This is a genomic window from Paenarthrobacter sp. YIM B13468 (assembly GCF_042788025.1).
Taxonomy (GTDB): domain Bacteria; phylum Actinomycetota; class Actinomycetes; order Actinomycetales; family Micrococcaceae; genus Arthrobacter; species Arthrobacter aromaticivorans.
The window spans coordinates 72,663-85,959 of the sequence record NZ_JBHZPI010000020.1; the positions used below are offsets into that span (position 1 = coordinate 72,663).

14 protein-coding genes are annotated in these 13,297 nt (G+C 62.9%); 2 read left to right on the forward strand and 12 right to left on the reverse strand.

Features of this window, described 5'->3' with window-relative positions; genetic code table 11:
* Positions 1-34 precede the first annotated feature (34 nt).
* The 6 genes from ACFX4T_RS18275 to truB all read right to left on the reverse strand — a co-directional run bounded on the left by ACFX4T_RS18275 (position 35) and on the right by truB (position 5,766).
* Complete coding sequence (locus ACFX4T_RS18275) at positions 35-2,284, reverse strand: polyribonucleotide nucleotidyltransferase (protein ID WP_216925282.1); 2,250 nt, start codon at positions 2,282-2,284, stop codon at positions 35-37.
* Between the two features lie 238 nt (positions 2,285-2,522).
* Positions 2,523-2,792: a 30S ribosomal protein S15 gene (rpsO, locus tag ACFX4T_RS18280; RefSeq protein WP_144652206.1), complete on the reverse strand. Its 270-nt coding sequence runs from the start codon at positions 2,790-2,792 to the stop codon at positions 2,523-2,525.
* Positions 2,793-2,950: 158 nt separating this feature from the next.
* Entirely contained in the window at positions 2,951-3,934 is a 984-nt protein-coding gene (locus ACFX4T_RS18285) for a bifunctional riboflavin kinase/FAD synthetase (RefSeq protein ID WP_223948547.1), read from the reverse strand.
* Positions 3,935-4,001: 67 nt separating this feature from the next.
* Positions 4,002-4,457: a hypothetical protein gene (locus tag ACFX4T_RS18290; RefSeq protein WP_223948546.1), complete on the reverse strand. Its 456-nt coding sequence runs from the start codon at positions 4,455-4,457 to the stop codon at positions 4,002-4,004.
* Positions 4,458-4,477: 20 nt separating this feature from the next.
* On the reverse strand, positions 4,478-4,831 hold the full coding sequence (locus ACFX4T_RS18295) for a hypothetical protein (RefSeq protein ID WP_216925286.1): 354 nt from the start codon (positions 4,829-4,831) through the stop codon (positions 4,478-4,480).
* Between the two features lie 2 nt (positions 4,832-4,833).
* Positions 4,834-5,766, reverse strand: coding sequence for a tRNA pseudouridine(55) synthase TruB (gene truB, locus ACFX4T_RS18300; protein ID WP_223948545.1), 933 nt, complete (start codon positions 5,764-5,766; stop codon positions 4,834-4,836).
* A 34-nt stretch (positions 5,767-5,800) separates the two neighbouring features.
* On the opposite strand from truB, the gene ACFX4T_RS18305 reads away from it, so the two are divergent.
* On the forward strand, positions 5,801-6,955 hold the full coding sequence (locus ACFX4T_RS18305) for a pyridoxal phosphate-dependent aminotransferase (RefSeq protein WP_377653165.1): 1,155 nt from the start codon (positions 5,801-5,803) through the stop codon (positions 6,953-6,955).
* 6 nt (positions 6,956-6,961) lie between these two features.
* Here the strand turns inward: ACFX4T_RS18305 and ACFX4T_RS18310 are convergent, their stop codons facing one another.
* From ACFX4T_RS18310 to ACFX4T_RS18325, 4 genes are all read right to left on the reverse strand, one after another.
* A complete protein-coding gene (locus ACFX4T_RS18310) occupies positions 6,962-7,462 on the reverse strand; it encodes a nucleoside deaminase (RefSeq protein ID WP_377653167.1) in 501 nt (166 codons plus the stop codon).
* A 75-nt stretch (positions 7,463-7,537) separates the two neighbouring features.
* Entirely contained in the window at positions 7,538-8,041 is a 504-nt protein-coding gene (gene rbfA / locus ACFX4T_RS18315; RefSeq protein ID WP_216925290.1) for a 30S ribosome-binding factor RbfA, read from the reverse strand.
* A gap of 77 nt (positions 8,042-8,118) precedes the next feature.
* Entirely contained in the window at positions 8,119-10,995 is a 2,877-nt protein-coding gene (gene infB, locus ACFX4T_RS18320; RefSeq protein ID WP_216925291.1) for a translation initiation factor IF-2, read from the reverse strand.
* A 152-nt stretch (positions 10,996-11,147) separates the two neighbouring features.
* Positions 11,148-11,402, reverse strand: a complete 255-nt coding sequence (locus ACFX4T_RS18325; protein ID WP_308169369.1) for a YlxR family protein — start codon at positions 11,400-11,402, stop codon at positions 11,148-11,150.
* Here ACFX4T_RS18325 and ACFX4T_RS18330 point away from each other — a divergent pair.
* A complete protein-coding gene (locus tag ACFX4T_RS18330) occupies positions 11,322-11,525 on the forward strand; it encodes a hypothetical protein (RefSeq protein ID WP_377653206.1) in 204 nt (67 codons plus the stop codon). The two genes, ACFX4T_RS18325 and ACFX4T_RS18330, sit on opposite strands and share 81 nt — an antisense overlap.
* Positions 11,526-11,682: 157 nt before the next feature.
* Here ACFX4T_RS18330 and nusA read toward each other — a convergent pair whose 3' ends face one another.
* Together nusA and rimP are read right to left on the reverse strand one after the other, a co-directional pair.
* Positions 11,683-12,663 carry a transcription termination factor NusA gene (nusA, locus tag ACFX4T_RS18335; protein ID WP_216925293.1) on the reverse strand — a complete coding sequence of 327 codons (981 nt, stop codon included), beginning with the start codon at positions 12,661-12,663 and terminating at the stop codon, positions 11,683-11,685.
* Complete coding sequence (gene rimP, locus ACFX4T_RS18340) at positions 12,663-13,274, reverse strand: ribosome maturation factor RimP (RefSeq protein ID WP_223948542.1); 612 nt, start codon at positions 13,272-13,274, stop codon at positions 12,663-12,665. The genes nusA and rimP overlap by 1 nt, the downstream gene beginning before the upstream one ends.
* Between the last annotated feature and the right edge of the window lie 23 nt (positions 13,275-13,297).

A 13,297-nucleotide genomic window follows, 5' to 3' on the forward strand; every position in this document is an offset into this window, starting at 1 on the left:
CAGCCCACCGGCCCCTCCGGGTACTGCTTACAGACTACTCTGCGGAAACTTCGGCTTCTTCCGCAGCTTCCTCGGAGGCTGCGCCTTCTTCCTCGGCAACAACCGGGGAGAGGGAAAGCTTTCCGCGGTCGTCGATCTTGGTGATCTCGACCTGGACCTTCTGGCCAACCGAGACCACGTCATCAACGTTGTCCACGCGCTTGCCGTTGGCAAGCTTGCGGAGCTCGGAGATGTGCAGCAGGCCGTCCTTGCCCGGGGTAAGGGAAACGAAAGCGCCGAAGGTGGTGGTCTTGACGACCGTGCCCAGGTAGCGCTCACCGATTTCCGGTACCTGCGGGTTGGCGATGGCGTTGATGGCGGAACGTGCTGCGTCAGCAGACGGACCGTTGGTGGCGCCAATGTAGACCGTGCCGTCATCTTCGATGGAGATGTCCGCGCCAGTGTCTTCCTGGATCTGGTTGATCATCTTGCCCTTGGGGCCGATGACCTCGCCGATCTTGTCTACGGGGATCTTGACGGCGATGACGCGGGGGGCGAACTCGGAGAGCTCGTCCGGGGTGTCGATCGCTGCGTTGATGACCTCGAGGATGTGGAGACGGGCTTCGCGGGCCTGCTTCAGCGCTGCGGCCAGCACGGAAGCGGGGATGCCGTCGAGCTTGGTGTCCAGCTGGATGGCCGTGACGAACTCGGACGTACCGGCAACCTTGAAGTCCATGTCGCCGAATGCGTCTTCGGCGCCGAGGATGTCGGTCAGGGCTGCGTAGCGGGTCTGGCCATCAACCTGGTCGGAAACCAGGCCCATCGCGATACCGGCAACAGCTGCCTTCAGCGGGACACCTGCGTTGAGCATGGAGAGCGTCGAAGCACATACCGAACCCATGGACGTCGAACCGTTGGAACCGAGGGCTTCGGATACCTGGCGGATGGCGTACGGGAATTCCTCGCGGGAAGGCAGAACCGGCACGAGGGCGCGCTCTGCGAGGGCGCCGTGACCGATTTCGCGGCGCTTCGGGGAACCGACGCGGCCGGTCTCACCGGTGGAGTACGGCGGGAAGTTGTAGTTGTGCATGTAGCGCTTGCGCGTTACCGGCGACAACGAGTCGATCTGCTGTTCCATCTTGAGCATGTTCAGCGTGGTGACACCCATGATCTGGGTTTCGCCACGTTCGAAGATCGCAGAACCGTGAACGCGGGGCAGAACCTCTACCTCGGCGGTCAGCTGGCGGATGTCCGTGAGTCCACGGCCGTCGATGCGGACCTGGTCCTTGAGGATGCGCTGGCGGACAACGTGCTTGGTGACCGAGCGGAAAGCTGCGGACAGCTCCTTTTCACGGCCTTCGAAGTTGCCGGCGAGTGCGCCCAGGACTTCGTCCTTGAGCTCGTCGGAAGCGTTGTCGCGCTCCTGCTTGTCGGCGATCTGGAAGACTGCAGCCAGCTTGTCGGCAGCAGCGGCTTCCACAGCTGCGTAGACGTCATCCTGGTAGTCCAGGAAGACCGGGAACTCGACGGTCGGCTTTGCTGCGCGGGCCGCAAGATCGGCCTGGGCTTCGCAGAGAGCCTTGATGAACGGCTTTGCGGCTTCGAGGCCCTCGGAAACAACTTCTTCGGTGGGAGCAGTTGCGCCCTGTTCCTTGATGAGGTTCCAGGAGTTGTCCGTTGCTTCGGCTTCAACCATCATGATGGCGACGTCGTCCCCGGCAATGCGGCCGGCAACAACCATGTTGAACACGGCGTTCTCAAGCTGCGAGTGCTTGGGGAAGGCAACCCACTGCGAACCCTGTTCGTCGGCGATGAGGGCAACGCGGACGCCACCGATCGGGCCGGAGAACGGGAGGCCGGAGAGCTGCGTGGACATGGAAGACGCGTTGATGGCTACGACGTCGTAGAGCTCGTCCGGGTTGATCGCCAGGACGGTGACGACGATCTGGACCTCGTTGCGCAGGCCCTTGACGAAGGCCGGGCGCAGCGGGCGGTCCATGAGGCGGCAAGCCAGGATGGCTTCCGTGGACGGGCGGCCTTCACGGCGGAAGAACGAACCCGGGATACGTCCGGCAGCGTACATGCGCTCTTCGACGTCAACCGTCAACGGGAAGAAGTCGAAGCCTTCGCGCGGCTGCTTGCCTGCGGTAGTTGCCGAGAGAAGTGCGGTGTCTTCGTCGATGTAGACCATCGAAGCGCCGGCAGCCTGCTTGGCAAGGCGGCCGGTTTCAAAGCGGATGACACGCTTGCCAAAACGGCCGTTGTCAATAATCGCTTCGGAGAACTGGATTTCGGGACCCTCCATGAGAGTCACCTCCGTTTCTGATTTAGCGGAAGTCCGCCGCATCAACCCAGGCCTCTTCTTTATTCCTGGCCTGTACGACACCCGGTCATCGATCGAGATCCACGGGCAAATCGTCGCCGATTTCTTCCCGGGAATCACTACCGAGGACCGCGAATGCGCGATGCGGTTGATTCCTTTTTTAGTTGTTTTGAAGAAGGCGGCCCGTTCCGCGAGGGACCGGGCCGCCCCCAAAGGCAGACTAGCGGCGCAGGCCGAGGCGCTCGATGAGCGAACGGTAGCGGGCGATGTCAGTGTTCTTCAGGTAGGAAAGCATGCGCTTGCGACGACCAACCATGGCCAGCAGACCGCGCTGGGTGTGGAAGTCGTGCTTGTGCTCCTTCATGTGCTCAGTCAGATCCTTGATCCGCTGGGTCAGGACTGCAACCTGGACCTCGGGCGAACCGGTGTCGCCTTCAGAGGTTGCGTATTCCTTGATGATGGACTGCTTTACAGCGGCGTCAAGTGCCACGTGAACTCCTAGAGTTGTGCCGTGCCTCCCGATGCAGCGCCTCGCTGACGGGTTGCTTCCGATGCGTCTCCGCACACAAAAACAGGTCCAGCCGCCACGGACTGCAGCCGGATCCAGTAACAGTTTACCGGCAGGTCAGCATTGTTGTCGAAATACCGCTAGCGCTGGGTCAGCAGCTCGTGTGCCTGGGCTACATCCAGGCACATCTGCTCCACCAGGGCCTCGGGCCCGCGATATGCCACCATGCCGCGGAGGCGCTGGGTAAATTCGACCGCAACAGTCTGGCCGTAGAGGTCAAAGTCCTCCACATTCTCCTCGGGACGGTCAATAACGTGGGCCTCCACTTGACGGCTCACACCGTCAAACGTGGGGTTGGAGCCGACGGAAATTGCAGCGGGCCACCGCGTTCCGGACTGGTCTATCAACCAGCCTGCATAGATACCGTCCGCTGGTACGTACCCTGTGGAATCATGCGAAAGGTTCGCGGTGGGGAAACCGAGGTTCCTCCCGCGGGCAGCTCCATGAACTACCTCGCCGCGCATGCGGTGGGGGCGTCCCAGAACGGCGGCAGCCGTTACGACGTCGCCTTCGGACAAGGCTTCCCGCACCCAGGTGGAGGAGCAACGGCGGTCGGAATCGCCGTCGTCGTGGACCGGGAAGCCACCTGCGCCATACTCATTGACCACCTGGACGCCAAAGCCCAACTGCTCGCCGAGTTCCTGCATGGTGACGACGTCACCCACATTCCCTGCGCCGAAACGGAGGTCGTGGCCCACCACAACGTGCTCGGCATGAAGGGCATCGAGGAGGATTTGGCGGACAAACTCGATGGGTGTCATGGAGGCAAGGTCCAGCGTGTACTTCATGACCAGGACAGCGTCCACGCCCGTTTCGCCGAGGGCGTCCAGTTTGTCCTGGAGACCCATGATCAGTTCCGGGGCGGATTCCGGGCGGTGGACCTGGGCCGGGTGGGGATCAAAGGTCACGGCCACTGAAGGGATATGGTGCCGTTTGGCGGTGTTTGTCAGTTGCGCGAGAACATGCTGGTGGCCACGATGGACGCCGTCAAAGTTCCCGATGGTAACGACTGTTGGTCCGAAGTCCCCGGGGACTTCGGTGGGATCGTTCCAGATGTGGACCATCAACCTCGCCTTTTACTGCAGATATTCGTTCCGCCCGGCAACCTCCCGGCGCCGGAACATTCTAAGGTTACCCGCTGTGGCTGTTCGCCTTGGACGGCCGCCTCTTGTTCAACCACAGGAGTCCAAGGATGGGCAGCACGAGCGGGACGAAACCATAACCGCGCCCAAACAGCGACCACACAGTGTCATGCGGGAAGGCCACCGGATCGAACAGGCTTATGGCTCCAACCACCAGCACGCCGAGGAGTTCCACGAGAACCGCGGCCAACGACACTTTGAACCACGTGCGGCCCGGTTTTGCCAGTGAGATGGTCGCCACGACATAGACGACGGCGGCGAACGCGGAGAGGATATGCGCCAGCGGAGCTTCGGCAAACTTGGTGGCAATCTGATAGCCGGCGCGGGCAGTGGCCGAGAGTGCGAAGACGGCATAAACCGCGATCAGCAAGCGTCCCGGGCCGGTGTTCCGTGTGTCCTTTTGGGGTGTCCGGCCGGCATTTGCCTCAGTCTCGGTTCCAGTCATGTTTCGTTTTTCCTTCAAGGTCAGTACCAGATCTGATTCATGCGGGCGGCCATGACGAGCGCTGTGACGCCCACCGCCGCCAGGACGAAGTTGCTCCAACGGGTCCGTTCAAGGATGGCCCAGTACACGGCCCCCAGCGGAATCATCAACGCCGTGATCAGGTATCCCCAGAACTCCCAGGCTTCACCGGCCATCCGCTCACCCAGGGCGACCCTGACAATCGAGCCAACCAGGTAGACCAGCAGGGCCAGCTCTACAGCCAGCACGGAGAAGATTGTGACGTCGTTTGGGGCTTTCTTCATCAAACCTGCCACGACACACGCGATCGTGGAGACCAAACCAACAATAAGGATCGAGTAAAAATAGCCGTCCATGCCTACTTTTCCTCGCCTACTGTGGCGGTTCCCGTTCCGGGGGCAAAGACCAGTACAGGCTTCGCGAAACTCCCGGTATCGGCCAGCAGGGCCACCAGCTCCCCCGACGGCGCGAACGCTGCGGCAGGTTTCTCAGCGGTGGCAGCAGCGGACGTTCCCGCACCGGGGCCTGCGGCGATGCGCCTGCCAAAGGAGATCTCGGTGGTTTCTTCGTCGCTCAATTCCCGGTTGGGCATCAGGGAACGTGCGGCAACGGACATGTCGAGGACTTCGAGTTCCCCGGCGAGTTCTTCCAGCGTCCGCGCTTGCTCGATCGTGTAAGGGCCCACCTGGGTTCGCCGCAAGGCAGTGAGATGTCCTCCGACGCCCAAAGCGATGCCAAGGTCACGGGCCAAGGCCCGGATGTAGGTGCCGGAAGAACACTCAACGGTGACCTCGACGTCGACTACCCGGCCGCCGTCGATCCTTGTGATGGAGTGGATATCGAAGCGGTGGATCGTGACAGGACGCGCCGCAAGCTTGACTTCTTCGCCGGAGCGAACACGGGCATAGGAGCGTTCACCGTTGACCTTGATAGCACTGACGCTGCTCGGTACCTGCTGAATGGGACCGGTGAGGGCTGCGACGCCCGCTGCAATGGCGTCCTCACTGACGTCCGCCGCGTTGCGCGCCTCCGTGACTTCGCCTTCGGCGTCATCGGTGATGGTGGTCTCGCCGAGCCTGATGGTAGCCGTGTACGTCTTGGACGTCCCCACAATGTAGGTCAGGAGCCGTGTGGCTTTGTTGATCCCCAGTACCAGCACGCCGGTAGCCATGGGATCGAGCGTGCCCGCATGCCCCACTTTCCGGGTGCCAGCCAGCCGCCGCATCCGGCCAACCACATCATGGCTGGTCCATCCCTGCGGTTTGTCAACGATTACCAGTCCAGAAAGCACGCTTACCAGTATATGGGTGGCTAGGATAGCTCCCATGCCTGAGCTAGCCGCACACGTCCGCGACGTCCCCGTGAACCAGATCCGTGAAATCACCGAGGCCGCCTGGACCACCCCAGGGGCGATCGTGCTCAGCATCGGCGAACCGGGCTTTGCACTCCCACGGCACGTCCTCGACGCCGGAATTGCATGCCTTGAACGGGACGAAACCAACTACACCCCGAACGCAGGAATCCCAGCGCTCCGCGAAGCCTTCGCCAAGAGGTTCCGTGAGCATCATCACGTGGATATCGGTGCCGAACGCGTCTACGTGGTGGACGGAGCCCAACAAGGCCTGCACTTCGCCATGAGCCTGCTTCTCTCCCCCGGGGATGAAATCCTCCTGCCCAACCCCGGCTACCCCACCTTCGCCATGACCAGCCGACTCCTGAACGCAGTCCCCGTTCCGTATCCCCTGTACCCGCATAACGACTTCCAGCCGGACATCGAGGACATTGAAGCCCTCATCACTCCGCAGACCCGGGTCCTCATGCTGAACTCGCCTTCCAACCCCCTGGGCGCAGTCATCAGCGAGGACGCAACCCGGCAGCTTGTGGAACTCGCCGTCCGGCACGATCTCTGGATCCTCTCCGATGAGTGCTATGAGGCCTTCACCTTTGACGTCCCGCATGTCAGCCCTGCCCGGTTCGATAGCGACATCCCCGGTGAGGCGCGCGTCTTCACGTCCCTGACGCTGTCCAAGACCTACGGACTCACCGGCCTCCGGATCGGAGCCTTGATCTGCCCGCCGGGCTTGGAAAAGAAAATGAACAATGTCATGGAAGCGATCGTTTCCTGCGTTGCTTCACCATCGCAGTATGCCGCTTTGGCCGCGTTGACCGGCCCCCAGGACTACGTGAGCGAGGCGCGAAACCACTATAGGAGCAACCGCGACGCCGCCTCCGCCGTCCTGGAAAGCAAGGGCATTCCGTTCCTTGGCGCGCAGGGGGCCTTCTACCTGTGGGCTGACGTTTCCCACGTCAGTGGCGGCGATGTCCGGGCCTGGGTCCACGCCTTTCTGGCCGATTCGGGAGTCGCGTTCGCGCCGGGCACTGCCTTTGGGTCGATCGGCGAGGATTGGATCCGGATTGCGCTGTGCGGCGATCAGCAGGGACTGCTCGACGGCGTCAGCCGGCTTCCTGCCCGGGCGTAAGAGCCGCTAGTAGTCGGTGCGTTCGGTGTTGTTGCGCCAGGCTTCAAAGGGCTCCTCGGAGGCGGCTACCGGCGCATGTTCTACGGGAAGCAACTCAGGCCGGGTCCCAGCGAAGTACTCGTAGAACACTGCATCATCGAAACCGGCCCTGGCGGCTCCGTGCCGGTCCGCAGCGAAATATACGCGGCCAATCCTGGCCCAGAGGGTTGCCGAGAGACACAAGGGGCATGGCTCGCAACTGGCATAGAGCACCGAGCCGCTGAGGTCGAAGTTGCCCATGTCCGCTGCTGCCCGGCGAATTGCCACCACTTCGGCATGCGCCGTCGGATCGTTGTCCCGCGTTACCCGGTTCACGCCCTCATGGACGCTACCGTCCGGGGTGACGACAACAGCGCCAAACGGCCCACCGCCGTCGGATACGTTCTGGACAGCAAGCCGGATGGCCCGGTTCAGGAATTCATCATGGTTCAGGAACTCATGATGCTGCGGTGCATTGTGCGCGGACATGCTCCGATACTAACGAGCATGGACGGCAGAAAGGCCGGTTCCTCAGGAGGAACCGGCCTTTCTGCAAGAAAACTTCTAGCGGTTGGCGTCTTCGTCGAGTTCGTCATCGTCCGTGAGGTCGATGTCTTCTTCGTCGAAGTCGTCTTCGTCGATTTCTTCGGAGCCCTCGCCCTTGTAGGGGTCAGCCTCGCCTGCGTGCTTGGCGCCGGCAGCCAAAGCGGCTACCTCGGCGTCGCGACGCTTTGCTTCACGGAGCAACTCCTCAAGGTTCGATGCGTTGACCGGAATCTGGTCGGCAACGAACTCAAGGGTGGGAGTCAGCCGGACGGTGATGTTGCGGCCGACTTCCTGTCGCAGCACACCCTTGGCCTTCTCCAATGCCCTGGCGGCGTCGGCGTGGGCTATCTCGTCACCAAAGACGGTGTAGTAGATGGTGGCGTGCTGAAGGTCGTTGGTGACGCGGGCGTCGGTGATCGTGATGGACTCGACGCGCGGGTCCTTGACCCTGCGGCCGAGGGCCTCGGCGACGACGACCTTTATCCGCTGCGCCAACTTGGCAGCGCGTGCCGGATCGGCCATGGCTTCCTCCTGGAAAGTAGAAACGGGTGCGGAACGGGTCCGCCGGGGCTACCCGACGGACCCGCTCCAAGCGGAACCTAGACGCGCGGCTTTTCGCGCATCTCGAAGGTCTCGATGATGTCGCCTTCGGAGATGTCGTTGAAGGAGCCAAGACCGATACCACACTCGAAGTCAGTACGGACTTCGGTTGCGTCATCCTTGAAGCGCTTGAGCGTCTCAACGGTGAGGTTGTCACCGATGACCTTGCCGTCGCGGCTAACGCGTGCCTTGGTGTTACGGCGGATGATGCCCGTGCGGACGATCGAACCGGCGATGTTTCCGAACTTGGAGGAACGGAAGACTTCGCGGACTTCGGCAGTACCGAGCTGGACTTCTTCGTACTCCGGCTTGAGCATGCCCTTGAGGGCCATCTCGATGTCATCGATTGCTGCGTAGATGACGGAGTAGAAGCGCATGTCCACGCCTTCACGGTCAGCCAGTTCAGCGACGCGCTCAGCGGGCTTGACGTTGAAGCCGATGATGATGGCGTTGTCCACCGTTGCCAGGTTGACGTCGTTCTGCGTGATGGCACCCACACCGCGGTGGATGACACGGAGCTGAACGTCGTCGTCTCCGACATCGATCTTGAGCAAGGCATCTTCGAGGGCTTCCACGGCACCGGAGACGTCACCCTTGAGGATGAGGTTGAGGGTGTCGATCTTGCCTTCAGCCACGGCTTGGTCGAAGTCTTCCAGGCTGATGCGCTTGCGACGCTTGGCCAGTGCGGCGTTGCGGTCTGCAGCTTCACGCTTCTCGGCGATCTGGCGGGCCGTACGCTCGTCCGGGGTCACCAGGAAGGTGTCACCTGCACGCGGCACGTTGGACAGGCCGAGGACCTGGACCGGACGCGACGGCAGTGCGACATCGAGGGCCTCGCCGTTCTCGTCGAACATGGCACGGACGCGGCCGTGGGCCGTACCGGCCACGATCGTGTCACCCACGGCCAAGGTACCGGACTGCACCAGGACGGTGGCCACGGAACCGCGGCCCTTGTCCAGGTTCGCCTCGATGGCAATGCCTCGAGCGTCCTTGTCCGGGTTGGCGCGCAGATCCAGGGCGGCATCGGCCGTCAGCAGTACGGCGTCGATCAGTTCGTCGATGTTGAGGTTCTGACGGGCAGAAACCTCAACGAACATGGTGTCGCCACCATATTCTTCGGGAACCAGGCCATACTCGGTGAGCTGACCCTTGACCTTGTCAGGGTTGGCGCCTTCCTTGTCGATCTTGTTCACTGCGACGACGATCGGCACGTTGGCTGCCTGGGCGTGGTTGAGTGCTTCCACCGTCTGCGGCATAACGCCGTCGTCGGCTGCAACAACCAGGATCGCGATGTCGGTGACCTTGGCACCACGTGCACGCATGGCCGTGAAGGCCTCGTGACCGGGGGTGTCGATGAACGTGATGTCGCGGGCCGTGCCCTCGTGGATGTGGCTGATCTGGTAAGCACCGATGTGCTGGGTGATTCCACCGTGCTCGCCGGCCACAACATTGGAGTTGCGGATGGCGTCAAGCAGGCGCGTCTTACCGTGGTCAACGTGACCCATGACGGTGACAACCGGCGGGCGGGCCTCAAGGACATCGTCACCCTCGGCGTCAAGCTCGTCCTGGATGTTGATGTCGAACTGGTCAAGCAGCTCGCGCTCTTCGTCTTCCGGCGAAACAACCTGGAGCTTGTAGCCAAGTTCGGCACCAAGCAGTCCAAAGGTGTCTTCGTCGAGGGACTGCGTAGCCGTTGCCATCTCACCGAGGTGGAACAGAACGGTCACAAGCGACGCGGGGTTAGCATCGATCTTCTCTGCAAAGTCCGTGATGGAGGAACCACGGCGCAAACGGATGATGGTCTCGCCATCGCCGCGGGGTACGGACACGCCGCCCAGCGACGGAGCACTCATCTGCTCCAGTTCCTGGCGCTTTGCACGCTTCGACTTGCGCTGCTTGCCACGACCGGCGCCGCCCTTGCCGAAGGCACCCTGGGTACCACCGCGACCGCGGCCACCCTTGCCAAAGCCACCGCCGGCGGGAGCGCCGCCACCGGTACCTGCACCTGGTGCGCCACCGGGCCGACCCGGTCCGCCACCCGGACGGCCTGCGCCACCGGGACGACCAGCGCCACCGGGAGCCGGACGCTCAGTGCGGTTGGGCATCATGCCCGGAGTAGGCCGGTTTCCACCGGGGCCACCAGCCGGACGCGGAGCACCACCGGGACGGGGTGCACCGGGACGCGGAGCACCCGGACGGGGACCACCACTGCCTGCTGCGGGACGGGGACCACCGGCACCTGCTGCGGGACGGGGACCACCGGGGCGTTCGCCATCGTTGCGGCCACCTGCACGGGGCATGCCCTGCGAGGTCGCAAACGGGTTGTTGCCCGGACGCGGCGGACGTTCGCCGTCGCCACCACGGCCGCGGGGCATGCCCTGGGACGTGGCGAAGGGGTTGTTGCCCGGACGGGGACCGCCGGGACGCGGGGCCTGGCCACCTTGGCGGGACGGAGCCGGAGTCTCTGCCTTGGGAGCAGGCCGGGCACCGGGCTTTGCCGAGAACGGCGTGGACGCAGCCGGAGCCGAGGGCGCTGCCGGGGCAGGCGCCGCAGGAGCAGGTGCAGCGGGGGCAGGTGCCGCCGCGGCGGGTGCTGCCGGAGCCGGAGCCTTGGGTGCTGCGGGGCCCGGAGCCGGAGCGGCCGGACGGGATGTTGCGGGAGCAGCCGGAGCCTTGGGGGCGGCTGCAGGTGCGGGGGCAGCTGCCTTGGCAGCGCCTGCACCGGGGTAGGCGTCGCGAAGCTTCTTCACGACGGGGGCCTCAATGGTGGAAGAGGCGGAGCGAACGAATTCGCCCAATTCCTGCAGTTTTGTTACTGCATCTTTGGAAGTAATACCGAGCTCTTTGGCGAGCTCATGTACGCGGACCTTGGCCACATTTCTCCTGTCTCGGTCCGCACCGAGCCAGGCACGAACCGTCTACTTCTTACTGCGGGCCCCTGCCGCTAGCGCGACTGAAAGGCCCATTGCAGAGCGCAACAAAGTTGTCATCGTTACGCACTCATCGCTGGGAACTCATCGGGTTTCCATCAGTTTTCTGACCCGCTTTCAGGTTTGGACGGTTTTCCTGTGGCAGCCGGGGCCTCCACAAGTGGCGCGCCTGACATGAAGTAGCTTTCGACGGCGCCTGTTTCAGTAGCGCCCGCAAGGGCCCTTCCGAAAGCACGCCGCTTGATTGCCAATGCCAAGCACTTTTCGCTGGGATGCAGCCACGCACCCCTGCCGGCCATCCGGCGTCGAACATCGACAAGGACAGTGGACGAACCACCACCTTGGGCGACCAGCCGGACAAGCTCGGACCGGGAGCCTTGCTTCCGGCATCCGATGCACGTACGAACAGGGCCGTGGCCGGGTTCAAGCAGTTCAGCCACGACGTGTCCTTACCTGCCTCTGCAAACTTGCGCTGACGGCCGAGACTGCACATGCAGATAAGGCACGTCAAAGCGCGCGGATACCGGACGTAAGCCCGGTTCCATCTATTCTAGCCCCCCGGCCCCGGACAGCCGAAACCGGCCGCACCGCCAGCGCGGCGCGGCGCGGACGGCAAGGCCGCTGGAACGATCGCTAGTCGACCTTGGCCGGGGCGGCGTCGGACACGATATCAATCCGCCATCCGGTCAGCTTCGCAGCGAGCCGTGCGTTCTGGCCTTCCTTGCCAATGGCCAAGGAGAGCTGGTAGTCCGGCACTACTACGCGGGCCGAGCGCGTTGCCTCGTCCGTGATAGTGACCGAATTCACCCGGGACGGTGACAAGGAGTTGGCGATGAAGGTCGCAGGATCCTCGCTGAAGTCCACGATGTCGATCTTTTCGTCATTGAGCTCAGTCATGACTGCACGGACACGGGAGCCCATTTCGCCGATGCAGGCGCCCTTGGCGTTGACACCCGGGGTATTGGCTTTAACCGCAATCTTGGTGCGGTGGCCGGCTTCCCTGGCAAGTGCAACAATCTCGACTGAACGATCCGCGATTTCCGGAACTTCCATTTCGAACAACTTACGGACCAGGCCCGGGTGCGAACGCGACAACGTAATGGACGGGCCCTTCGCCCCACGGTGGACATCCACCACGAAGGCACGAAGCCTGCTGCCGTGGATGTACTTCTCGCCAGGGACCTGCTCCGGTGGCGGCAACAGGGCCTCCACCGATCCGAGGTTCACCTGGATCATGTGCGGGTTGTTGCCCTGCTGGATCATGCCGGCGACGAGTTCGCCTTCGCGACCCTTGAATTCGCCCAAGACGTTATCGTCCTCAACGTCACGAAGACGCTGCAGGATGATCTGGCGTGCCGTGCTCGCAGCGATGCGGCCGAAACCGGCCGGGGTGTCCTCGAACTCCCCGATGGCCTCGCCGTCGTCGTCGATCTCCGTTGCCCAGATGGTCACGTGGCCGCTCTTGCGGTCCAGTTCGGCGCGGGCCTTCTCGAAGGCACCGGGCGTCTTGTGGTAGGCCACCAGGAGCGCTTGCTCGATGGTGGGAATCAAGAGGTCCAGCGGGATTTCACGCTCACGCTCCAGGAGTCTCAGTGCGCTCATGTCAATATCCATTAGGCCTCCTCGGAAGGTCCATTGTGTTCGTCTGCCAGCCCGGCCTCGTGGAGGTGGCTGAATTCAATCTCGACTTTTCCGTGGCGGATCCTGTCGAAAGGAATAGTGATGGGGTCGCCCTGTTTGGGCTTCATGCCCTTCTTGACCTCGTGCTCCGGAATGAGCGTCACGCCGGCGTCATCTACTGACGCAATCCGGCCAAGGACGTTCTCACCCTGGATGACGTTGACCCTGACCATGCGGCCGCGGGCCCTGTGCCAGTGGCGTGGTTCCGTTAGCGGACGGCCTACTCCCGGCGAAGAAACTTCGAGGTCGTAGGGACGGCCGTCATCGTGGGGATCGTTGTCCAGAATATCGGACAACGCACGCGAGACATCTGCGATGGCGTCAAGGCTGACGCCTCCGGTCTCCTCCTGCGGAAGATCCACGACGACGTGGACCGTGCGGTGTGAACCGGCGACGTGGATGGAAACATCCTCGAGGTAGAGCCTGTTGGCAAGGACTGCCGGTTCGAGCAGCGCCTTTAGCCTGCGCTCTTCCGGGTTGTGGATGGTGGCCGTTGAATCCGACTCAGTACGGTCTGTTGAAGTCGTGGCTTCCGAGTCACTCACGTTGCCCGCCGCCTCCCGATAGA

Excerpts from the sequence above, each read along its gene's own strand:
- ACFX4T_RS18310 (WP_377653167.1), bottom strand. The coding sequence starts at position 7,462 with ATGTCCGCGCACAATGCACCGCAGCATCATGAGTTCCTGAACCATGAT.
- nusA (WP_216925293.1), bottom strand. The coding sequence starts at position 12,663 with ATGGATATTGACATGAGCGCACTGAGACTCCTGGAGCGTGAGCGTGAA.
- ACFX4T_RS18275 (WP_216925282.1), bottom strand. The coding sequence starts at position 2,284 with ATGGAGGGTCCCGAAATCCAGTTCTCCGAAGCGATTATTGACAACGGC.
- ACFX4T_RS18285 (WP_223948547.1), bottom strand. The coding sequence starts at position 3,934 with ATGGTCCACATCTGGAACGATCCCACCGAAGTCCCCGGGGACTTCGGA.
- rbfA (WP_216925290.1), bottom strand. The coding sequence starts at position 8,041 with ATGGCCGATCCGGCACGCGCTGCCAAGTTGGCGCAGCGGATAAAGGTC.
- ACFX4T_RS18305 (WP_377653165.1), top strand. The coding sequence starts at position 5,801 with ATGCCTGAGCTAGCCGCACACGTCCGCGACGTCCCCGTGAACCAGATC.
- ACFX4T_RS18330 (WP_377653206.1), top strand. The coding sequence starts at position 11,322 with ATGCAGCCACGCACCCCTGCCGGCCATCCGGCGTCGAACATCGACAAG.
- ACFX4T_RS18295 (WP_216925286.1), bottom strand. The coding sequence starts at position 4,831 with ATGGACGGCTATTTTTACTCGATCCTTATTGTTGGTTTGGTCTCCACG.
- ACFX4T_RS18290 (WP_223948546.1), bottom strand. The coding sequence starts at position 4,457 with ATGACTGGAACCGAGACTGAGGCAAATGCCGGCCGGACACCCCAAAAG.